The sequence below is a fragment of the Fimbriimonadaceae bacterium genome, assembly GCA_019454125.1.
In the GTDB taxonomy this organism is placed as follows: Bacteria; Armatimonadota; Fimbriimonadia; order Fimbriimonadales; family Fimbriimonadaceae; genus JALHNM01.
In genome coordinates, this window is record CP075365.1 from 541506 (window position 1) to 561810 (window position 20305).

22 protein-coding genes and 1 tRNA gene are annotated in these 20305 nt (G+C 63.2%); 8 read left to right on the top strand and 15 right to left on the bottom strand.

Features of this window, described 5'->3' with window-relative positions:
- Positions 1-35 precede the first annotated feature (35 nt).
- On the top strand, positions 36-965 hold the full coding sequence (locus tag KF733_02710) for a polysaccharide biosynthesis/export family protein (protein ID QYK56396.1): 930 nt from the start codon (positions 36-38) through the stop codon (positions 963-965).
- A gap of 7 nt (positions 966-972) precedes the next feature.
- Here the strand turns inward: KF733_02710 and KF733_02715 are convergent, their stop codons facing one another.
- A complete protein-coding gene (locus KF733_02715) occupies positions 973-1407 on the bottom strand; it encodes an OsmC family protein (GenBank protein ID QYK56397.1) in 435 nt (144 codons plus the stop codon).
- 143 nt (positions 1408-1550) lie between these two features.
- Between KF733_02715 and KF733_02720 the strand changes: the two genes are divergently transcribed.
- Complete coding sequence (locus tag KF733_02720) at positions 1551-2156, top strand: hypothetical protein (GenBank protein QYK56398.1); 606 nt, start codon at positions 1551-1553, stop codon at positions 2154-2156.
- On the opposite strand, the gene KF733_02725 is transcribed toward KF733_02720, so the two are convergent.
- On the bottom strand, positions 2153-2443 hold the full coding sequence (locus KF733_02725) for a hypothetical protein (GenBank protein QYK56399.1): 291 nt from the start codon (positions 2441-2443) through the stop codon (positions 2153-2155). The genes KF733_02720 and KF733_02725 overlap by 4 nt on opposite strands.
- A 97-nt stretch (positions 2444-2540) precedes the next feature.
- On the opposite strand from KF733_02725, the gene KF733_02730 reads away from it, so the two are divergent.
- From KF733_02730 to KF733_02740, 3 genes are all read left to right on the top strand, one after another.
- Positions 2541-4460 carry a hypothetical protein gene (locus tag KF733_02730; protein QYK56400.1) on the top strand — a complete coding sequence of 640 codons (1920 nt, stop codon included), beginning with the start codon at positions 2541-2543 and terminating at the stop codon, positions 4458-4460.
- A 33-nt stretch (positions 4461-4493) separates the two neighbouring features.
- Positions 4494-4587: transfer RNA gene (locus KF733_02735), tRNA-Sec, on the top strand.
- A gap of 32 nt (positions 4588-4619) precedes the next feature.
- Positions 4620-4847, top strand: a complete 228-nt coding sequence (locus KF733_02740; protein QYK56401.1) for a ChaB family protein — start codon at positions 4620-4622, stop codon at positions 4845-4847.
- 3 nt (positions 4848-4850) lie between these two features.
- Here the strand turns inward: KF733_02740 and KF733_02745 are convergent, their stop codons facing one another.
- The gene (locus KF733_02745) at positions 4851-5240 is read right to left on the bottom strand and encodes a VOC family protein (protein QYK56402.1); all 390 of its coding nucleotides are present in this window, start codon (positions 5238-5240) and stop codon (positions 4851-4853) included.
- A 68-nt stretch (positions 5241-5308) separates the two neighbouring features.
- On the opposite strand from KF733_02745, the gene ligD reads away from it, so the two are divergent.
- Positions 5309-7672, top strand: a complete 2364-nt coding sequence (gene ligD, locus KF733_02750; GenBank protein QYK56403.1) for a DNA ligase D — start codon at positions 5309-5311, stop codon at positions 7670-7672.
- Here ligD and KF733_02755 read toward each other — a convergent pair.
- Both KF733_02755 and KF733_02760 read right to left on the bottom strand, forming a co-directional pair.
- On the bottom strand, positions 7669-8535 hold the full coding sequence (locus KF733_02755) for a Ku protein (GenBank protein QYK56404.1): 867 nt from the start codon (positions 8533-8535) through the stop codon (positions 7669-7671). The two genes, ligD and KF733_02755, sit on opposite strands and share 4 nt — an antisense overlap.
- Before the next feature lie 57 nt (positions 8536-8592).
- Positions 8593-9702 carry a mechanosensitive ion channel family protein gene (locus tag KF733_02760; protein QYK56405.1) on the bottom strand — a complete coding sequence of 370 codons (1110 nt, stop codon included), beginning with the start codon at positions 9700-9702 and terminating at the stop codon, positions 8593-8595.
- A 79-nt stretch (positions 9703-9781) separates the two neighbouring features.
- Here KF733_02760 and KF733_02765 point away from each other — a divergent pair, with 79 nt between their 5' ends.
- Positions 9782-10369: a phosphoribosylglycinamide formyltransferase gene (locus KF733_02765; GenBank protein QYK56406.1), complete on the top strand. Its 588-nt coding sequence runs from the start codon at positions 9782-9784 to the stop codon at positions 10367-10369.
- On the top strand, positions 10366-11007 hold the full coding sequence (locus KF733_02770; protein QYK56407.1) for a 1-acyl-sn-glycerol-3-phosphate acyltransferase: 642 nt from the start codon (positions 10366-10368) through the stop codon (positions 11005-11007). Before KF733_02765 ends, KF733_02770 begins: the two co-directional genes overlap by 4 nt.
- Positions 11008-11009: 2 nt before the next feature.
- Here the strand turns inward: KF733_02770 and KF733_02775 are convergent, their stop codons facing one another.
- The 10 genes from KF733_02775 to nrfD are packed head-to-tail and all read right to left on the bottom strand — an operon-like array spanning position 11010 to position 20304.
- Positions 11010-11477, bottom strand: coding sequence for a hypothetical protein (locus KF733_02775; protein QYK56408.1), 468 nt, complete (start codon positions 11475-11477; stop codon positions 11010-11012).
- Positions 11478-11481: 4 nt separating this feature from the next.
- Complete coding sequence (locus KF733_02780) at positions 11482-12183, bottom strand: cytochrome c oxidase subunit 3 (protein QYK56409.1); 702 nt, start codon at positions 12181-12183, stop codon at positions 11482-11484.
- A complete protein-coding gene (locus KF733_02785) occupies positions 12183-13910 on the bottom strand; it encodes a cbb3-type cytochrome c oxidase subunit I (protein QYK56410.1) in 1728 nt (575 codons plus the stop codon). The genes KF733_02780 and KF733_02785 overlap by 1 nt, the downstream gene beginning before the upstream one ends.
- The gene (locus tag KF733_02790; protein ID QYK56411.1) at positions 13907-15001 is read right to left on the bottom strand and encodes a c-type cytochrome; all 1095 of its coding nucleotides are present in this window, start codon (positions 14999-15001) and stop codon (positions 13907-13909) included. Before KF733_02790 ends, KF733_02785 begins: the two co-directional genes overlap by 4 nt.
- Positions 14998-15879 carry an SCO family protein gene (locus KF733_02795; protein ID QYK56412.1) on the bottom strand — a complete coding sequence of 294 codons (882 nt, stop codon included), beginning with the start codon at positions 15877-15879 and terminating at the stop codon, positions 14998-15000. The genes KF733_02790 and KF733_02795 overlap by 4 nt, the downstream gene beginning before the upstream one ends.
- Positions 15876-16334, bottom strand: coding sequence for a hypothetical protein (locus tag KF733_02800; GenBank protein ID QYK56413.1), 459 nt, complete (start codon positions 16332-16334; stop codon positions 15876-15878). The genes KF733_02795 and KF733_02800 overlap by 4 nt, the downstream gene beginning before the upstream one ends.
- Positions 16327-17496, bottom strand: coding sequence for a hypothetical protein (locus KF733_02805; protein QYK56414.1), 1170 nt, complete (start codon positions 17494-17496; stop codon positions 16327-16329). Before KF733_02805 ends, KF733_02800 begins: the two co-directional genes overlap by 8 nt.
- The gene (locus KF733_02810; protein QYK56415.1) at positions 17493-18236 is read right to left on the bottom strand and encodes a cytochrome c; all 744 of its coding nucleotides are present in this window, start codon (positions 18234-18236) and stop codon (positions 17493-17495) included. The genes KF733_02805 and KF733_02810 overlap by 4 nt, the downstream gene beginning before the upstream one ends.
- The gene (locus KF733_02815; GenBank protein ID QYK56416.1) at positions 18236-18802 is read right to left on the bottom strand and encodes a DUF3341 domain-containing protein; all 567 of its coding nucleotides are present in this window, start codon (positions 18800-18802) and stop codon (positions 18236-18238) included. Before KF733_02815 ends, KF733_02810 begins: the two co-directional genes overlap by 1 nt.
- On the bottom strand, positions 18799-20304 hold the full coding sequence (nrfD, locus tag KF733_02820; GenBank protein QYK56417.1) for a polysulfide reductase NrfD: 1506 nt from the start codon (positions 20302-20304) through the stop codon (positions 18799-18801). Before nrfD ends, KF733_02815 begins: the two co-directional genes overlap by 4 nt.
- Position 20305 lies beyond the last annotated feature (1 nt).

A 20305-nucleotide genomic window follows, 5' to 3' on the forward strand; every position in this document is an offset into this window, starting at 1 on the left:
GAGAAAAGGAGGAGTCTTCCTCGCATGGATGCGTTATGAGAAAAGTCGTTGTTTTGGTCACGACCCTGCTGTTCGTGCTCTTGTCCGTCGCGACGCAGGCCCAGACCCAATCTGGCACCTACCGCTTGCGGATCGAGGACGTCCTGCGCATCCAGGTCTTCGACGAGAACCAGATCCTCGCCGAAGTCTCGGTGACGCCGGACGGCAACATCACGGCCCCGTTCGTGGGCCCGCTGCGGGCTGAAGGGAAGACCACGGTCGAGCTCGAGCAAGACCTTCACGACCTTTACGAAGCCAAGTTGAGGTTGCGCAACCCGATCGTCTCGGTCGTGCTGTTGCGGGTCCGACCCGTCTTGGTCGCGATCAGCGGTGCCGTCGAGCGGCCGAACATGTACCAGGTTCGACCGGGCGACCGCGTCCTGCAAGTCTTGACCCAGGCCGGGGCGATCCCCAACACGGCCGACCTTCGACGCGCGCGGTATCGCAAAAAGAACTGGACCGAGTGGGTGCCGCTCGACCTCCGCTCGCTCCTCTTCGAGGGCAGTTCCGCCCAGAACTATGTGGTCGACGACGGTGACGAGATCTACGTCCCCCTCCAGGAGAACTCCTTCATCGGGATGTTCGGCGAGGTGCGGACCCCCGGGCCCGTCGCCTACATCGAGGGGATGACCGTGATGCGCGCCATCATCCTGGCCAATGGCGAGATCCCGAACCGCAGCAAGCTCAGCGGCACCATGATCCTGCGCCGCAAGCCGGGTACCACGAACGAGTTCATCCGCATCAACTGCAACCTCGTCGCCTTCGTCCGAAAGGGCGACGTGAACCAGGACGTCGTTCTCCAGCCGGGAGACATCGTCTATGTCCCGAACAACGGCAACCCGAACTTCGAGCTCCTAAGCGCTCTTTCGAACGCCGTCTTCATCCTCGAGCGCTTCGGCCTCGACCTCTTCGGAACGCGCCCGTAAGGCGCCCTTAGGCGGGAAGTGGCTTACCGGCCACTTCCCACTCCGAGTGGATCTCTGTCGCCCTGCGCAGGGTGGCCGCGACCGAGCAGTACTTCTCCTCGCTGAGTTCGATGGCACGCTGGACGGCGCCGGGATCGATGTCCTCGCCTTCGATGATGTGGCGGACGGTCATCTTTGTGAAGGGGCGGGGGTACTCGCCTTCTGCGGTCCTTTCGCCGTGGATCTCCAAGCGGTAGCCGGTGACGGACTGGCGCTTCTTCATTAGGATCGAGATCACGTCCATACCCGTGCAGGCCGCGACCGAGGCCAGGACGGTCTCCATCGGGGTCGGGCCGTGGCTGGCTACGCCCTCATCGGGATAGGTGTCGAAAAGAATGTGGTTGCCCGTAGGAACGTGGGCCTCGAACCGAAGATCGCCCTTCCAATCCAGCTTGATGTCCATCACCTTTCTAAAGGTGGTCTTTCTTTAAAAAGATTCACACGTCCTGGGAACTCCGTAGAAATCCCTATGGCTGGCTAATCGATTAGTGGCACGAGGCTTCTGGACTGGAGGCCCACATGCGTGCGCACACTCATACTTTCGCCTTGGCGTCATTGGCCTGCTTGGCCGGGACGGCCTATGCCGGACCGACCGGCCTGGTGACGATCCCGATCGCCGACATCCTGCGCCACCGCGAATTGGCGCTCGCTTATCAGGTCTCCGGGAACGAGAAGAACGTCGACCCGAAGACCTCCCATTCGAACGGCGCGGAGCTCGGCCTCTTCGACCGGCTCGAAATCGGCTACGACAACGACTTCGAGGGCACGTCGGTTGCGAACGCGAAGGTCTTGCTCTACGAGACCCCCAAGACGGGCGACTTGGCCGTGAGTTATGGTTGGATGAACTGGAGCGGCGAGAGCTACGACCAGTACCTGGCCGTCCGCAAAGATTTCGCCCAGTTTCGGCTTCACGCGGGGTGGTTCCAAGACGACCGGAACCGACTGATGCTCGGCATCGATACCCCGCTCAACAGCAACGTGACGCTGATGGCGGACTTCACAAGGGGCCCGGGCAGTGGCACCTGGGTGGGGGTCGCCGGAGGTGTCCCCGGCGTCGACGGCCTCAACTGGATGGTCGGCTTCGGCTTGCCGATCGAGAAGAGCGACGGTCTTCGGCACACAGCCATGGTCGGCTACAACGTCCGCTTCTAGTCGCGGACGTCGTCCAAGCCCACGTAGAGGACGCCGTTCTTGGGCATGCCCTTCAGCTGGATGCGGTCGCCGGGCTTGGGCAGCTTCGGCGCCTTCGCAAAGCGGGTGTGGTAGGCGCCCCGCACGACGATCTTGACGGGGCCGTTCGGCCCTTCGCCCCGCATCTCCGTCGTCACTCTAAAGCCGAGCCGGGCGGCGTTGACCCTGTGCTCAGTCACCTGCTCGATCCGGTATTCAGTCTGGGCGCAGGCGGGGTGCATCGCGATCAACAAGGAGATTGGCAGCACATCCCGGAATTACGGCAAGAGCCGTGCCATTGTGTCCGACTCCTTAAAGTGCCGATAAAAAAAACGGGCCCGCATCCAGGGAACCGTAAGGCTGAACATGTCACTCCGAAAGCGCATTCTTTTCTTGGCCGGTCTGGCCGTCTTTGCCACTCTGGCGGTCGCCGGCTTCGGTGCCAAGGGCCTTGCCGATATGCTCCAAGCGATCCGCGGGCTTGAAACCCAGTCCAAAGCTCTACGGGCGAACCTGGAAGGCGACATGATGCACGACGCCCTCAACACGGACGTCATGCAAGCGCTCTACCACGCCAGCCAAGGCGGGCTCGGGGAGAAGGCGGCGAGCGTTAAGAGCGTGACGGAGCACGCGGACTGGTTCTTGAAGAGCATCGAGGACGCCGACAAGCTCGATTTGCCCGCCGCGTCCGAGGCGGCCCTCGCCGAGGCGCAACCTGCGCTGCAAGCCTATATCAAAGAGGCAAAGCTGCTGGTTCCGCTCGCCTACGACGACTATAAGGCGGCCCAGGCCAGGCTGCCCGGCTTCCAGGCCAAGTTCGACGCCCTGGAGGAGAAGCTCGAATCCGTCAGCGATAAGATCAGTGCGGACTATGAGGAAGCAGCCGCGGCCGGGCCCCGAGTCGCCAGCTCGGCCCAAGCCGTGATGGCCATCGTCTGGATCGTCTGCTCCATCTTCAGTTTTGCCGTCACAATCGCGCTGGGTCGCAAACTCTCCAGCGATGTGGAGCGGATCTTGGCCGCCGCCCAAGATCTGCAGGCCTATGGCATCCGCAGCATCCGCGAGGCCATCCAGGGCCTCGCCCAAGGACGGCTCACCGTTCCCGTGCAGACCAGCCCTACCCGAGCCGCGATCGTCTCCCAGGGCGAGATGGGCATGCTCGGCCAGACCTTTGACCGTACTGCGGACGAGGTTGAGGAGACGGCTCGGGCGCTCCGGGCCAGCCAGGAGTCGCTCCGCAGCATCATCGAGCAGATCGCGACGGTCTCCGGCCGGCTCCAAGCCAGCAGCCAGACCCTCGCCGCCGCCGCGTCCGAGACCAGTGCGAGCGTCGAGAGCACTGCGAACGACTGCAACCGCCTGGCCCAGCAAACCGACGGCGCCCGCGTCGACATGGGCGCATTCCGGGGCGATATCGAAGCTGTCGGCGAGCTCGCCCGCAGCCAGACCGAGGCTCTCGCCTCGGTCACGAGCTCGATCTCCAAGACCTTGGCCGCCCTGGGCGAGATTGAGTCGTCCGCCTCGGAGACGGCCACGGCAGCCAATACCGGGGCCCGCGCAGTGGACGAGACGATCGACGCGATGGGCCGCATCTCGGGCCAGAACCAGAGGGCGGTGGAACTCGTCCGGATGCTGGATTCCATGGGCCAAGAGATCGGCGAGATCGTCAGCACGATCGGAGGTTTGGCCGAGCAGACAAACCTGCTCGCTCTGAACGCGGCCATCGAGGCGGCCCGTGCCGGGGAGCACGGGCGGGGCTTTGCCGTCGTCGCGGACGAAGTCCGCAAGCTTGCCGAACAGTCGGCAATCGCCACCAAGGACATCGGCGAGCTCATCGGGAAAGTCCGCGGCACCGTCGGACAGGCCGTCGCCGCGATCGACGCCACGAGTGAAGAGGTGAAGCAAGGAGCGGAGCGCTCCCGGTCCACGGGCAGTGCCCTCGGCTCGATCTTGGGAGCGTCACAGTCTGTGCTCGAGCAGGCCAAAGTCGCCACGACGAGCGCTGCCGCGAACCAGTCCGAGGCTGACTCCGTTCGGACCCTCGCCGAACGTGGCGCGAAATCCGCCCAGGCCATGGCGAACAAGGCGGACGGCATCGACGAGACGATCGGCAATGTCGCCCGGGTCATGGAGCAGACGGCCGCCTCGACCGAGCAGATCACCGCTTCCACCCAAGAGGTCGCCGCATCCTCCCAAGACCTCAACGACCTTGCTGAGAACCTGAGAAGCACGGTCGAGCAGTTCGACCTGGGAAGCGGGCCGGCCAACCTGCGTATCGCGGCCTAGAGCGGGGACCGGGTACACCAGTGAGCCCGGCGGGGGAGCGCATGGGTGCCGGTGTGCCCCGCGGTCTTCAAAACCGTTGTGGCGTCTTTGGGCGCCGGGTGGGTTCGACTCCCACACGCTCCCGCCATCCCTGTCGTTCACTCTCTTTAGGAGTGGACCATGCCCTACGACAGCATCAAAGACCTTCCTGACGGCGTCCAAGACAACCTGCCACGCCATGCGCAGGAGATTTACAAAGAAGCGTTCAACAGCGCTTGGGACGAATATGCCGACCCTGACAAACGCCGCGGGGACGATTCTCACGAGGCAGTGGCGCACAAGGTCGCCTGGTCGGCCGTGGAAAAGAAGTACGAGAAGCGCGACGGCAAATGGGTCGCGAAGGAGTAAGCGCTATTCCAGGTTGTAGGCCAAGGGGTGGCGCGGCTCGTAAAGCTGGATGTCGTCTGCGCCTGGAACCGCCATCATCGCGACAAGGCCGTACCCGTGGTCTTCCACTGGTCCCCTGAACTCCGCGCCCTTGGCGCTGAGTTCGTCGACCGTCATGCTGATGTCGTCGCACATCAGGACGATCGAGTGGTGCCTCGGGGAGGTGTAGACCTCTCCCTTCCACTCGCTCCTGGTCGGGTGCACCCCCATTTCGCTTGGGCCGCTCTTGAAGATGAGCCAGCCAGGCTCGGACCCCTTGTCCTCGACGTAGGGCCAGCCGAGCACGTCGCGCAGGAAGGCGCGCGTCGCGACGGGGTCGTCCGAGTAAATCATTGTGTGCAGACCGGTCACCACCAACGGCGACTATACCGACCCCTTGCTGCCGCAAGGCCCCCTTGTTGCGAGTATCGTAATTCCTTACTGTGGCCGACCACACCGACCAGGAGCGAGAGCCCGGCGACCCGCTAACCGAATACCGTCAAAAACGCAGCTTCGACGTGACGTCGGAGCCCGCGGGCACGGTGGCCCAGGGCCAGGGCAACCTCTACGTCGTGCAAGAGCACCATGCCCGGCGGCTGCACTGGGATTTGCGGCTTGAGTACAAGGGGGTGCTGCTGAGTTGGGCGGTGCCGAAAGGGCCGCCGGAGCGCCACGGCCTCCGCCGTCTCGCGGTGAAGGTGGAGGACCACCCGCTGGAGTACGCGACCTTCGTCGGAGAAATCCCGAAGGGCAACTATGGCGCGGGCCACGTCCACCGCTGGGACATGGGCACTTGGCGGCCGATCGGCGAGGACGAAGTCGAGACCCAGCTCCGCGCCGGCAAGCTCGAGTTCGTCATCGAAGGCGAACGGATGAAGGGCGACTTCGTCCTGGTGCTCACCGACAAGGAAAAGGACGAGTGGCTTTGGATGAAGATGAAAACGAAGTCTCATAAGGAGACGCCGAAGCCCAAGCCCGTCGAGCCCCCACCGCCGAGCCCCGTCCTGACCGGCCCGAAGCAGCGCATACCGGACGAGCTCGAACCGATGCTTTGCACCCGCGTCGACCAGGTGCCTAGCGCCGAGGGCTGGGTCCACGAGATCAAGTGGGACGGCTACCGCGTGCTCGCCTTTGTGAAGGAATGGGGCGTCGAATTCAAGACGCGCAACGGCCTCCCCATCTATTTTTCCAAGCTCGCGAACTTGATGGCCCGGGTGCTCCCGCCGGATTCGATCATCGACGGCGAGGTCGTGGTCTTCGACGAGAAGGGCGTGAGCCGCTTTCCCTTGCTCCAGCGGGCCCTCGCAGAAAAGAAGACGGACCCGGCCTGCTTCATCGCCTTCGACCTGCCGTTCGCCCAGGGCGTGGACATCCGCCAAAAGCCGCTTGTCGAACGCAAGGCCTTGCTCCAAGAGTGGCTTGCCGTCAACCAAGACCCGAAGCTTCGCTATTCCGCCCACCACGCCGGAGATGGGAGGCCCCTCTTCAGCCGGGCCTGCGAGATCGGCCTTGAAGGCATTATCAGCAAAAAGGGCGAGAGCGCCTATCGCTCGGTGCGGAGCCCCGAATGGGTGAAGGTCCGTTGCGAGAAGAAGATCGAGGTTTGGGTCGGCGGCTTCATGCTGATGGCGAACTCGACCGATATGGTGGGCAGCATCCTGGTCGGGACGCGTGGCGCCGACGGCCGCTTGCAGTACCTGGGGAAGGTGGGCTCCGGCTTCTCAGAGGCGCTGCGGCGCAAGCTGTTCAAGGAATTCCGGCGGCGCGAGCGGCCCCCTTTCGACCCCGAGCCCGGGTCGATGGAGTCCAAGGACGCGGTTTGGGTCGAGACCACCCACCTCGCCCAGGTCCAGTTTTTGGACTGGTCCGGCGAGGGGCTCCTGCGCCAGGCGAAGTTGGTCGGGATCGAACGATCCCAGACCCACCGGCTACAGCTGCCGTCAAACCCAATAGTGAAGATCTCAAACCCCGATCGGATTATTGATCCCTCCAGCGGCCACACGAAGGGCGAGGTCGCGGCCTATTACCAGGCGGTCGCAAAGCAGATGCTTCGCTTCGTGGGGAACCGCCCGATCTCGATGGTCCGCGCGCCGGAAGGGATCACCGAGGCCACGTTCTTCCAGAAGCACCGGATGGCCGGCCTACCGGACTCGGTCCATAGCGTGACCGTCAAGGAGTCCGATGAGAAGGAGGAGCCCTATGTCTATGTGGACTCCGCAGAAGGGCTCTTAGCGCTGGTGCAGATGGGCGTCTTGGAGTTCCACTCGTGGGGTTCGCAGGCCGACGACCTGGAGCGTCCGGACGTGCTCGTCTTCGACCTCGACCCGGGTGACGACGTCGAGTGGCGGCGCGTGGTCGAGGCCGCCCACCACGTTCGCGGTGCGTTGCAAGCCCTCGGGTTTGAACCGCTCACGAAAGTCACAGGCGGAAAGGGCATCCACCTTGTCGTCCCTGTCGATCCGAGCCTGGAGTGGCCCGAGGCGAAAGCGTTCTGCGAAAACTTCGCCAAGAACCTTTCCGCTCGCGATCCAAAGCGGTACCTGGCAAAACTTTCGAAAGCGGCCAGGCAGGGCCGGATCCTCATCGACTATCTGCGGAACGGCCGGGGTGCGACGGCGGTGGCCCCTTACAGCCTTCGCGCCCGGCCGAACCTGCCCGTGGCCCTCCCGGTGGATTGGGACGAGTTGGGCGTGCTTGGGCCTGGCGCGATCACGCCTAGCGAGGCGGTGCGAAGGGTGGAAGAGGCCGACGACCCATGGGCCGACTACGAAAAGTGCCGCCGGCCCTGGCCAGCAAACCTGCCTTAGTCACCGGACGCTTCCTTGCTCTTGACGCTTTCCGTGAGGAGCGAGGCGAGATCGATGACGTTTGCCGCTTCGGGCAGCGCGGTGGCTTCGTCCGCCGAGACTTTCGGGGTCAAGCCTCCGGACTTAACTTTTTCATCGACCCAGTTCATTAAGGCCTCGCGATATTGATCCTTATACTGGCCCGGGCTCCAGTCAACGACCATCGCCTCGACCAGTTGTTCCGCAAGCAGCATTTCGCGTTCGGAAATGTTGTAAGCCTCAGGTTCTTGGTCGGGGAGGTTGTAGTTCTTAAGGCTGCGCATTTCTGACGCGTAGCGCATAAGCATGACGACCAGGCCAGGGCCGCGCGGAAGGAGCGCGGCGAGGTATTCCCGAGTTCGGATGGCCACCTTTGCGATGCCGATCCGCCCCGTCCTTTCCATGACCTCGCGCAAGAGGACGTAACCTTTCTCCGTCTTCTTCTTTGGGACCAGGATATACGGCTTTTCGTAGAACATCTCATCCACTTGGTCACGGTTCACGAAGGCCTGGACTTCAATCTGCTTAAGCGACTCGACCTGCAAACCTTTTAGTTCCTCGTTGCTGATAACGATCAAGTTTTCGTCGCTATACTCATAGGCGCGGACGATTTGGTCCCAGGGCACTTCTTCCCCCGTGACTTGGTTGACGCGCTGGTACTTGACGCCTGCATTGTTGCGGCTGTCCAAGAGCTTAAAGTGGATCTCGTCTCGCTGCTCTAAGCTGTAAAGCGAGACCGGGACATTGACCAGGCCGAACGAGATGCTGCCCGTCCAAATCGGACGGCCCGTCGACTCTGAACCGTAGCCTTCTTCGTTCTCGTCGTTGGAAGTTTTCCTGGCCATAAGCTCCTAGCTTGAAAGATTCTCAGTTCACCCTGCGGTCCTCCGACCCACGTCCCTTCACTTGGATGCGGCGGCACCGGGCTGGGTTTCGGGATCCAGGGCTTCGATAAGTCGAGGTGCGTCCAGGGTCCGGGTCGGGTAGGGGATCACGATACCGTTCTCTCTGAAGGCCTGGTGGATGGACTTAAGAAGGTCCGATTTCGCCCGGTACTGCCGCTCTGCCGAAGGGACGGAGATGAAGACTTTGACATTTATACAACTGTCGTCAAACTCCTGCCACAGGGCGAACGGATCGTTCAGCTTTTCGCCCTGTGCGTGGCGCTCCTGGACCTCGCGAGCGATGCCGACGCAGAGGTCCTCCACCTCCTGCAGGCTTGATCCATAGCCCACTCCGACGACAAGATTCACGACGATCGGAGGTAAAGGTCGGTTAAGGTTCAAGAGCTTTTCCTTTGACATTTGCGCGTTGGGGACGACGAGGAGGGAGTTGTCCAGCCGACGGATGAGGGTCGAGCGCCAGCCGATGCTCCTCACGTAACCTTCTGTGCCGTCCGTGAAGCGGACGAGGTCGCCTACCCTGACGGCACCGTCCAGCGAGAAGAGGATCCCGGCAAAGACGTTCGCCAAGCTCTCCTGAAGCGCGAGGCCGATGATGACGCCTCCGATCGCGCCGCCTGCGAGGAGAGGCGCCGTATCGATCCCCAAAATACGCAGACCAAAGAGGGCGCCGAAGACGGCCACTCCGCCGACCCCTAGCTTTTTCAAGAGGTTTCGGCGGTGCAGATGGCTGGTGTCGCCAGTGCCTGCCTCGCTGCGCAACATGGCTTCGATGAAGCGGATAGCGGCGACCACCGCCACGACAAGCCAGGTGACGGAGAGGAGGCGGGTGATCCAGACGACGTAGACCGGGTTTTCTTGTAAGAAGGAGAGGCGGCTTGCGCCCAGCGAGAGCGCCTTGATGACGACCGCCCAGAAGAGCAAGGAGGCGAGCGGCTTGCGGGAGGCCCGCGCCCAATTTCGCTCCTTCACGCCCGGCCGCGTCAGGAGCCATGACACAAGCCTCCAAAGGATTAGGCCGAGCACGAGGCCCGCTCCTAGCACAACCCCAGCCTCGATATACTCGTACGCGCCAGGCTTTTCAGGCGCAGTAAGCTCGATTTCTTCCATGAGGGCCGGCCCAACTTAGGTAAACGACCTTCCGGGAGCACGACTGGTCCGGACGACTCTGCGGGCTAGAATCTGGGCGATGCGCGCTCGAGTCGCGGTGTTGGTCGGGGGCAAGGGCCGGGGCAGCAATATGGCGAATCTGGTGCGGGCCGGGCGCGAAGGCCTGATGCCTGCAGAAGTCGTCCTCGTGCTCTCTCCTGCCGAGGGGACGCCGGCGGTCGACGCGGCGTTCGAACTCGGGGTTCCCGTCCGGATCCTTCCTAAAGAAGATGTCTCCACTTTTATTCTAGAAAACCTGTACAAATTCGAGGTCGAGTGGCTTTGTTTAGCCGGATACCTCCAGTTATTGCCGCCCGAGGTCGTGCACGCGCTTTCTGGGCGCCTTCTCAACATTCACCCTGCTCTTCTGCCTAAGTTTGGAGGCAAAGGCATGTACGGAGTGCACGTCCACAAGGCCGTGTTAGCGGCTGGTGAGACTGAGTCCGGTTGCACAGTCCATCTCGTGACGGAAGTCTACGACGAGGGCGAAGTGGTGCTGCAAAAGCGCTGCCCCGTCTTGGCGGCCGACACGCCTGAGACGCTGGCGGCACGGGTACTTGCGCTAGAGCACGAGGCTTATCCCGAGGCGCTCGCCCTTTTGGTCGAGCGGGCCGCGCGTGTGCCATGAGCGTGGGGACCGACCAACTGCGCCATCCCTGGACGGCGCGGCTCGCCCGCCCGTTCCTGCAGGTCGTGGCCTTTCTCCTGTTCCTCTGCTTTGGGGCTCCGATCTGGGTGCGCGGTTGGTGGCGCGTGCCCCGGCGGGGCGGGCTCCTGGTCGTCACCAACCACCTTTCGAACACCGACCCCGTGATCGTGCAGTACGCCTGCCCGCGGCTGCTGAACTTCATGGCCCGGCGGCAGCTTTTTGACATGGGGATCGGCGGTTTTATGCGATGGTGGCGCGCCTTTCCCGTGACCCAGGGCTCGGCCGACAAGGGCGCGATCAAGACGGCTCTGGAGCTTCTACGGGCGGGGCACGCGGTCGGGCTCTTCCCCGAGGGGCGACTGAGCCCGGATGGCCGCCTGCTGGACGTTCTGCCGGGGGTGGCGCTCATCGTCCGGAAGGCCCGGGTGCCGGTGGTCTGCGTCGGGCTGAGGGGAACGAACGGCGTGATGCCGAATCCCAAGGAGACGCCGCAATGGTCGGGGCGGCCGATCGTGGCCCGCTGGGGGCGCGTCCAGCGGTTTGCCGATGATGCCGGAGCCGACGAAATCGTCGCTTGGATCGATTCCGAGCTCCGGCGTCTCTCGGGCCAGGGCTAGGGCTAGTGGCCGCCGCCGTGTCCCGCACCCTCGGGTGCGGTAGCGCCTTGGGCAGGCAGGTGTTCGGCCGGCTGGGGGACGACTTCGGCCCGGTCACGCGGCAACCCGCTCTCGGGCACAGCCTCCCAGCCCGGAACCGGCTCCCAGGGGCGGGAGGTGTAGTCCCCGAACATGAAGAAGAGGAGGAAGAACCAAATGAACCCGCCGAAGGCGTAGATTCTCACGAGGTTGGTCGTGTACTTCACCCCCATGAACACCATGACCACGTAGGACGCCTTCGTCACCGCAATGGCGAGGGCGATGAAGTTCATGAGGAACCAATAGTGCTGGAACGGGGCGAACGCAGGCACGTCCAATGGCAGCCTCGCGGCCAGGATCGTGAGGGCCATAAGGACCGTCAGCATCCCGAAGGTCTTCATCAAGACCGGGATCGGCGTGATGTGGTGCTCGTGGGGAGTGTGCAGTGCCATGGCTTTATTTCGGGATGAGATAGAAGAGCGGGTAGAGGAAGATCCACACCAGGTCGACGAAGTGCCAGTAGAGCCCGACCATCTCGATTGGCACGTAGTCGGAGAGAACTCCTTGCTTGAACAGCCGCCCCGCCTTGTGCTCGCGCCGGAGCAGCCCCATGAGGACGGCGAAGATGACGATCCCGATGAGGACGTGGAGGCCGTGTAGGCCCGTCATTGCAAAGTACAGCGAGAAGAAGACTCTCGCGTGCTCTGGGTCGCCGCCGTGCGGGATCGGGTTCCAGTGGAAGGTGTCGTTCGGGAAAAGGTGGTGCTCGAACTTCACGCTCCACTCGAAGACGAGCTTTATCACGAGGAACGCGGCTGCGCAAAGCTGGGTGATCCAGAGCATGGACATCACCGGTTTGTACTTTTTCAGCTGGGCGTAGTGGACGGCGAGCGCCACGCAGAGCGAACTGATGAGCAGGATGAAGGTGTTCAAGCCTCCGATCATGTAGTTCAGCTCTTCGTGATAGATGAAGAAGTCGCTCTGATACTTCCACCGATAGATGGTGTAGATCAAGAAGAGCGCCCCGAAGAACATGACTTCGGTGACGAGGAACGCCCACATCCCCAGCACATAGGTTTCCTGTTGCTGGTCGATATGCTCGAACTGCTCGTAAACAGCCGGATCGTCTGGGTTAGCGGTGTGGGGATGGGCAGCCATCAGTGGTGAACCTTGTCCTTATCGTGGTCAAGCTCGATCAGCGGCAGCCCCTTCTCGGCCCGGACCCTGTTGGTGTCCTCGATCGGGTCGTAGTTGTAGGGGACTTCCGTGACCATAGGCGTCCTTTCGAAATTGAGGGTGATGGGCGGTGTGGCGGCCTCCTCCCATTCCAAACCCTTGGCGCCCCACGGGTTGTGCGGCATGAGGGGTTGTTCCCCTTTACGCTTGTTGACGAGCGAGGCGGTGAGGTAGATGGCCGGCATGAGGAACCCGATTCCCAAGACGGTCGAGCCGAGGCTCGAAGCGACGTGATAGAACTGCCACTCCGGCGCGAAGTAGTAGAGGTGGTAGCGCCGCGGCATCCCGAGGTACCCCACAATGAACTGCGGGAAGAACGTGAAGTTGAACCCGATGAAGATCACCATCGCGGAGAGGCGTCCCCAGAATTCGGAGTACATCACGCCGAACATTTTCGGCCACCAGAAGTGGATGCCGCCGAGGAAGGCGAGGATCGACCCGCCGACCATGACGTAGTGGAAGTGCGCCACGACGAAGTACGTCGCAGTGAGGTGGACGTCGGTGTCCAAGCTGGAGAGGTAGAGGCCGGTGAGGCCGCCGATCACGAAGAGGCCGAGGAAGGCCAAGGCGTAGATCATCGGCGTGCGGAACAGCACGGACCCCTTCCACATGGTCAAAGTCCAGTTGAACACCTTGACCGCGGACGGCACCGCGACCAAGAACGAAAGCAAGGAGAAGACGATGCCTTGCAGCACCGACTGGCTCGAGACGTACATGTGGTGGCCCCAGACCAGGAAGCCGATCGCGGCGATGGCCATGGAAGACATCGCGACGAACTGGTAGCCGAAGATCTGGCGGCGGCTGAAGCACGTCACCAGCTCGCTGATGACGCCCATCGCGGGCAGCACCATGATGTAGACGGCGGGGTGCGAATAGAACCAGAAGAGGTGCTGGAACAGCACAGGGTCGCCGCCGAGTTCCGGGCTGAAGATGCCGATGCCGAACGTTCGCTCCAAGACGACCAGGAGCAACGTGATCGCGACGACGGGGGTGCCCAGGATGATCGTGACGCTGGTCGCATAGTGCGCCCAAATGAAGAGCGGCAGCTTGAACCAGGTCATCCCCGGCGCGCGCATCTTGTGGATCGTCGCGATGAAGTTGACGGCCGTCATGATCGAGCTAAAGCCCGAGAGGAAGAGACCGACCAGCATCAAGGAGACGGGCGTGTTCGAATAGAGCGAGCTCAGCGGGACGTAGAAGGTCCAGCCCGTATCGACGCCCCCCATCACCAGGGAGGAGAGCACGAGCACGGCGGAGATGATGTAGACGTACCAGCTCGCCAGGTTCAAACGCGGGAAGGCGAGGTCCCTCGCGCCGATCTGGAGGGGCACGAGGAAGTTCCCGAGCACGGCCGGGACGGCCGGGATCAGGAAGAAGAAGATCATCAAGACGCCGTGGGCGGTGAAGGTCTTGTTGTAAGCCTCGTTCGTGAGGATCTGTCCCCATGGCGAGGTCAGCTCGAACCGGATGAACGCGGCCGCGATGCTGCCCATGAAGAACATGATCGTGACCGAGATCAAGTAAAGCACGGCGATGCGCTTGTGGTCCGTGGTCAGCAACCAGGACTTCAGCGTATGGTCCGTGTTCAGGTAGTTCCTGGGCTCGGCAGGCGGTTCCTGCGTAAAGACCCTTTCTGCGACGGCGCTCATTCTCTGGTGGCTCCTTGTTCTTGTTGCATCGCGGGGGCGGAGGCCCTTCTGTTAGCGACATCGGTCGAGTTCTGCGGAGAGCTCGTCGGCCGGGACGTCTCGAACCCAGGTTCGATCGCAGCGGCCTTCTCGCCGCCCGGCTCCGCGGTCAGCGTCTTCATATACTCGACCAGCGCCAGCACCCGCTCTTCGGTGATCTGGCCCTTATATGCCGGCATACTGGCCTCGTAGCCCCTCGTCAAGAGCAGCCACGGGGTCAGGATCGATTCCCGCAGATAGTCGTTGTCGGCCACCTTGCTAGACCCGTCGCTGAACGTGCGCCTTGTGCCGAAGATGCCGTAGAGCGAGGGGCCGCGCAGGGTGTCCTTTTGACCGTGGCAGTTCCCGCAGCCGAGGTCTTTCCACGTCTGGGCGCCTGCCGCCGCCATCGTGAGCGGCTTGTCCTGGTAACGGTTGGCGTTGTTCTCCATCCACTTGGCGAAGTCGCCCTTGGACATGACGTGGACCAATCCGACCATTTCAGAGTGCTGGGTGCCGCAGTACATGTTGCAGAGCATCTTGTACTTGCCGATCCGCGTGGCGGTGAAGTTCAGGTCGGTGTATCGGCCCGGCACCACGTGGTATTGGGCGCGGAACTCGGGGAGGTACATCGCGTGGATGACGTCCTGGGAGATCATCGTGAGCTTGATCGGGGTGTCGACGGGGACGTGGAGCTCGTTGTTTTCCCGGACGCCGTTCATGTGCTGCAAGTGCCACATCCACTGCTTGCCGACGACGAAGATCTCCATCGCCTTCTCCGGCGTCTTGCGGTAGTTCACGAACCCGAGCGAAGCCCAGACGAAGATGGCGAGGCCGAGCACGAGGGGCACGCCGATCAAGAGGCTCTCAATCTTGAGGCTGTGGTAGACGGGGTTTCGGCGGTCCGCCGGGCTCCCCTGGCGGTAGGTGGTGGCCAGCCGCAGGATCAAGAGGAAAACCAAGATCGTGAAGATCACCGACAGGCCCGTGATAGTGAAGAAGAGCAAGTCGTGCCAGAACGCCCGCTCGGACGCCTGCACCGGCATCACGGGAAGAGTCTTAAAGAGGTTCATGAGTCGGTTCTTTCCTCCGGCCGGCGCTTCGCCTGGCGGTTCCAAACGGCCATCGCGACGACCATCCCGAGGATCGTCACCACGCCGAGGGTCTTTAGCGTGTTCAAGATGTTCAAGCTTCGCTGACCGGTCAACGGGTCTACCTGGATGCAGGAGAGGAAGAATGGCTGTTCCTCACGCGTCCCGACCTGGCCCTTGCCCGCGTCCTTGATCGAATTCAGAAGAAGGCGCTGGGGGTATTGCACGTCCAGGAAATAGCGGCTGATCTTGCCCTGCGGAGTGAGCACGACGAGCGCGGCCGGGTGGGTGATGTTGCCGTTGGAGGCGTCATACGTGAACCGGAAGCCGATCGCGTCCGTGACCTTGCGGATCTGGGTCATGTCTCCCGTCAGGAAGTGCCACCCGCGTTCCGTCATGAGCCGCTCCTCGCGTTTCGTCCGGTTGCCTTGATAGAGCGCGACCAGGGTGTCTTTCTTTTGCGAGGCAAGCTCCGGCGTCTCGCTGGGGTCGATACCGACCGTGACGACCAAGAAGTCTTTGCCCACGAAGTCCTTGTTGAACCCCTTCAGGCTCTCGACCAGGTTCATGAGCTCGGCCTCGCAGATGCCGGGGCACTTGTAGAACACGGGCAGCAGCAGGACGGGCTTGTCGACAAAGTAGTCGCCCAGCTTTACCTTCATGCCGAGTTCGTCGCGGAACTCGGCGTCGAGCGGGACGAAACTTTCCAGCTTCTGGTCGACCCGGACGTCCGCGGTCTTGCTCTGGGCGGCCACGCGCGACTGGCCGGGGACCGGCGGATCTTTATAGCCGTAGAACTGGGGCGAGGCGAGGCCGGCCAGTCCCACCAAGGCCATCACAGCCAGGGCGCGGCGGCTCACCGTTGCTCCTCCGCCAGGACGGTCGGGGGGATCTCACCCTCGGGGACACGCGCGTTAGCACGGGACGGCAGGCCCTCGGCCAGAACTTGCGCCATGGCTCGGTCGATGGGGATGTGGACGTGGCCGGTCTTCCGGTCGGTCCAGCCATAGGTGCTTTCCTTCTTGCGCTCTTCTTGGATCACGTCCACCATGTCCTTGTGGGCGGTGACGTTCGTCTGGATCAGGGGAATGCCTTCCGCAGGCTTGCGGGTGCGTTCCAACTGCGTCGAGGCGGGCCGCCGGGTCATCTCGGGCGCCACCCAGACGAAGAAGAAGTAGGCGACGATGATCGTCACGACCACCGTCCCGAAGAACGGGACCAAGCCCAGGGCGACCGGCCGGGCCGGGACGTCCTGGATCTCGTAGCCCAGTTCCTCCAAGAGGTCTTTATCGCGGCTTTCGTTATGCTCAGACATTCTCAGTCGCCTCCACAATTCGGGCTTCGCGGGACGTCAGCAAGGGCGCGCGTTGCAACGAGAGCCCATAGGCCAGGAACCACAGTCCACCGAGGGCAAAGAGGGCCCCTAGGTCGAGGGCGTGCACGCCCAGTTGCGGTCGGAAGGTCGGCACCGTGATCCAGAACCAATCGACGAGCCTCATCGCAAAGATGTAGGCGGCGATCGTGCCGAGCGTCTTCGGGCTCTTCTTCACGCCCGGCATGAGGAGCAGCACAAAGGGCACGAAGAACTGGAAGAAGAGAAGGATGTTGCTGACGATCAGCCAGCCGCCGTCCGTCCGCGCGATGAAGTACTCGGTCGTGACCGGGAGGTTCCCCGACCAGATGATGAGGTACTGGCTGAACGAGAAGTACGCCCAGAGCAGTGTCATCGTGAGCAAGAGGTTGCCCCAGTCGCGGCTCAGCCATTCCGCCATCACGTCCCGATAGGGCTTGCCCTCGGAGTTGAAGCAGGCGACCGCCACGGCGAGGGACATCGCCATCAGCGCGCCGCCGATGATGTTCCAGAACCCGTACATGGTCGAGTACCAGTGCAGCTCCCGGCTCATGCCCCAGTCGGTCCAGGCGAGCGTGACGAGCAGGAAGTACACCACGAGCCCGACCGCGCTAAAGCGGCTCCGGGCCTGCCAGTTCGACCGGCCGGTCCGTTCTTCTTCCCGCAAGGTCGCCTGGTTGCGCATCGAGAAGAAGAAGAAGACCAGGAAGTAGACGATCCCGCGGGCCACCCAGAAGCTGAAGTTCATCGCCCCGGCGCGGTGGGTGAGGATCGGGTCGCCCGCCACGACCGAGGGGTTTGCCCAGGGGTAGATCGCGGCCGACTGCGCCGCGACCCCGAGCCAGCCGATGAATGTGACGCCAAGCGCGAAGGGCCCGCTCCCTGCCTCGAAGAGGCGGACGAGGGGGAAGCCCCAGTGGCCGCGGGTCGCGTGGTGCAGGAGCGAGAGGCCGAGACAGCCCAAGGTCAGGGCCGTCCAGCAGTGCCAGGCGAAATAGTAGGAGTTCGCGATCTCCACCCCGGACCGGCCGCCCATGGTGCTGCCGAGCAGGGCGAGCACGATGCCGATCACCAGCAGGACCGCTCCGGCGCTCACGAATGTCCGGTCGAACCGTGATGCCTTCATTGCGTGCCTCCCATCGGCGCCGCGCTGCCCTGTCCGCCGGGGACTGCCGACCCTTCGCCGACGTTCCCGGGGGTGGGCCCGCTCGGGACGGGCGGCCTCGGCGCCAAGGGCGAAGGCTGCGCGACCTGCGGCTCGGGCGCCGCGTCCTGCGAAGATTCGTAAGGCATTTGCATAAGCTTGTTGCGCTCTTCCGCGGGGACGGAGGCGACCGCGGCGTACTGGCTCCGTTGCAGCACGCGGATATAGCTGGCGATCGCCCACCGGTCATAGGGGCGGATGCGCTCTTTGAAGGGGTACATCGTGCCGAAGCCGTTGGTGATCACGTCGAAGAAGTGGCCGACCGGCATGTTGCGAAGCCTTTGCGAGTGGTAGTTGCCCACCGGCCGGGCGAGCGTGAACCCGCGTTTGGCGATCATGCCCTCGCCGTCGCCGATCGCGCCGTGGCAGTGCCGGCAGAAGATGTCGAACCGCTCCTTGCCGCGCTTGACCAGCTCTTCGGTGACCGGCATCGGGAACTCGCGCACGAGCCGCCCCTCTCGGTCGTAGCCCGTATAGAACTCACGGTCGGTCTTCGGCCGTTCAAAGGCGACGGTTCCGGCCACGGGCGGCCGGGAGGAGACGCTGTCCGTGAAGAACGCGCTCTTCGACTGCGCCTTGTTCTTCGGCTGTTGCCACATGTCCTGGTGGCAGCCGACCGCAAGGGCGAGCGTGGCGAGCGTCAAAGGCAGGTACCGCTTCATCAATATCCCTCCGAGGTCCAGACCTCTTCGACGGTCTCGGCCCCTTGATCCCTCAGGAAGGCCATCGCTCTGTCCAGGTCGTAGTTCGGATCCGAGGCTTCCAGGCAGAGCACAAAACGGTCTTGGGAGGCCCGCACCATCGCTTCCGCGTTGAAGACCGGGCGGTGCGGCTTGGGCATGTCGTTCATCGCGAACATCCCGAAAGTCGCGGCCGCCGCGGCGAAGAGGATCGTGCACTCATAGAGCACGGGGAAGAACATGGGGATGCTGACCAGCGGCTTGCCGCCGACGTTGTGCGGGTAGGAGACGGCCGAGGTGAGCGCCTCGAGCGCGAACCCGACGATGGCGCCCGTGGCGCCAGCCCCCAGGACCAAGCCGGTCAGCATCCAGTCCTTCGGGCGCCCGACCACGTCGGCAAGCCCCTCCACCGGGATCGGCGAATAGCCGTCCATGTGGCGGTAGCCCGCGTCCTTTGCTCGCTGGGCGGCTTCGAGCAGCGCTTCCGGCGTGGTGAACGATCCGACGACGCCGTACGGCCTTGCGTGGTTGTCCCTGCCGTGGCTCACCGTTTGTCCTCCCCGGCCGTCGTGTGGACGCCGTTGCTGTGCTCCGCCGCGTGTCCGGCGTGGCCGTTCCGGTGGTGCTCCTCGTGCTCCTTGTGGTGGAGCAGTTCTTTGATCTCGAAGATGTTGATCATCGGTAAGAAGCGGATGAAGAGGAACATCAGGAAGATGAAGAGCCCGATCGTGCCCGCGAACATGCCGTAGTCCACGATGGTCGGCGAGTAGTAGCCGAACGCGCTCGGGAGGTAGTCGCGGGTGAGCGAGACCGGGATGATGACGAACCGCTCGAACCACATGCCGATGCTGATGCTGAGCGAGATCCAGAACAGCGCCTTGAGGTTCTGGCGGACCTTGGCGGACCACAGCGGCAGCGGGGCCAGCACGTTGAAGAGGATCAGCGCGTAGAAGCTCCACGAGTAGGGCGCGTTCGCCAAGTTCCCGCGGTTATAGAGCAGCGCCAGTTCCGCCGGCTCCCCCGCGTACCACGCGTAGAAGACCTCCGCACAGTATCCGTAGGCGACGATCATGCCCGTCGCGAGCATGACCTTGGCCATCCAGTCGAAGTGCTTCATGGTGATGAAGCTCTCCAGCCCGTACCATTTGCGGATCGGAATCGCCAGCAGGATGACCATCGCGAAGCCCGCGAAGACGGCGCCCGCGACGAAGTAAGGCGGGAAGACGGTGACGTTCCAGCCCGGCACGATCGACATCGCAAAGTCGAAGGACACGATCGTGTGGACCGAAAGGACGAGCGGGGTCGAGAGCCCGGCCAGGATGATCGAGGCGTGCTGGTACCGGTGCCACGCCTTGGCAGAACCGCTCCAGCCCATCGCGAGCATGCCGTAGACGATCTGCGCCCCGCGGCTCCGGGCCCGGTCGCGGAGGGTCGCGAAGTCCGGCACCAGGCCGACGAACCAGAAGAGGAGCGAGACCGTGAAGTAGGTGCTGACCGCGAAGACGTCCCAGACCAGCGGCGAGCGGAACTGGGGCCACATCGCGAGCACGTTCGGGTAGGGGAAGAGCCAGTAGGCGACCCAGGGACGGCCAGTGTGCAGCAGCGGATAGATGCCCGCGCACATGACCGCGAAGATCGTCATCGCCTCGGCGAAGCGGTTGATCGAGTTGCGCCATTGCTGGCGCAGGAGGAGCAGGATCGCGGAGATCAGCGTGCCCGCGTGGCCGATGCCGATCCACCAGACGAAGTTGATGATGTCCATGCCCCAGCCGGCCGGCTGGTTGTTGCCCCAGACGCCGATCCCCGTGAGGACGAGGATCGTGATCGTCAGAAGCAGCACGTTCACGAACACGAAGCCTGTGCCGAGCATGATCGCCCAGGGGCTCTTCGCGACGGGCGGCAGCGCGTCGTCCAAGATCTTCGGCAGCTTGACCTGGGCCTGTTCGTGGCGCTTCTGGTCGAGCACGATCTCGACGAGCGAGTCGTCGACGGTCTTGTTCGACCACTCGCCAGGCAAGAGTTGGCTTGTTCTGGTGTCTTCTGCTGCCATG

Excerpts from the sequence above, each read along its gene's own strand:
- KF733_02810 (QYK56415.1), bottom strand. The coding sequence starts at position 18,236 with ATGAAGCGGTACCTGCCTTTGACGCTCGCCACGCTCGCCCTTGCGGTC.
- nrfD (QYK56417.1), bottom strand. The coding sequence starts at position 20,304 with ATGGCAGCAGAAGACACCAGAACAAGCCAACTCTTGCCTGGCGAGTGG.
- KF733_02755 (QYK56404.1), bottom strand. The coding sequence starts at position 8,535 with ATGGCCAGGAAAACTTCCAACGACGAGAACGAAGAAGGCTACGGTTCA.
- KF733_02740 (QYK56401.1), top strand. The coding sequence starts at position 4,620 with ATGCCCTACGACAGCATCAAAGACCTTCCTGACGGCGTCCAAGACAAC.
- KF733_02760 (QYK56405.1), bottom strand. The coding sequence starts at position 9,702 with ATGGAAGAAATCGAGCTTACTGCGCCTGAAAAGCCTGGCGCGTACGAG.
- KF733_02730 (QYK56400.1), top strand. The coding sequence starts at position 2,541 with ATGTCACTCCGAAAGCGCATTCTTTTCTTGGCCGGTCTGGCCGTCTTT.
- KF733_02805 (QYK56414.1), bottom strand. The coding sequence starts at position 17,496 with ATGAAGGCATCACGGTTCGACCGGACATTCGTGAGCGCCGGAGCGGTC.
- KF733_02785 (QYK56410.1), bottom strand. The coding sequence starts at position 13,910 with ATGAGCGCCGTCGCAGAAAGGGTCTTTACGCAGGAACCGCCTGCCGAG.
- KF733_02765 (QYK56406.1), top strand. The coding sequence starts at position 9,782 with ATGCGCGCTCGAGTCGCGGTGTTGGTCGGGGGCAAGGGCCGGGGCAGC.
- KF733_02715 (QYK56397.1), bottom strand. The coding sequence starts at position 1,407 with ATGGACATCAAGCTGGATTGGAAGGGCGATCTTCGGTTCGAGGCCCAC.
- KF733_02770 (QYK56407.1), top strand. The coding sequence starts at position 10,366 with ATGAGCGTGGGGACCGACCAACTGCGCCATCCCTGGACGGCGCGGCTC.
- KF733_02800 (QYK56413.1), bottom strand. The coding sequence starts at position 16,334 with ATGTCTGAGCATAACGAAAGCCGCGATAAAGACCTCTTGGAGGAACTG.
- KF733_02790 (QYK56411.1), bottom strand. The coding sequence starts at position 15,001 with ATGAACCTCTTTAAGACTCTTCCCGTGATGCCGGTGCAGGCGTCCGAG.
- KF733_02780 (QYK56409.1), bottom strand. The coding sequence starts at position 12,183 with ATGGCTGCCCATCCCCACACCGCTAACCCAGACGATCCGGCTGTTTAC.
- KF733_02775 (QYK56408.1), bottom strand. The coding sequence starts at position 11,477 with ATGGCACTGCACACTCCCCACGAGCACCACATCACGCCGATCCCGGTC.
- KF733_02710 (QYK56396.1), top strand. The coding sequence starts at position 36 with ATGAGAAAAGTCGTTGTTTTGGTCACGACCCTGCTGTTCGTGCTCTTG.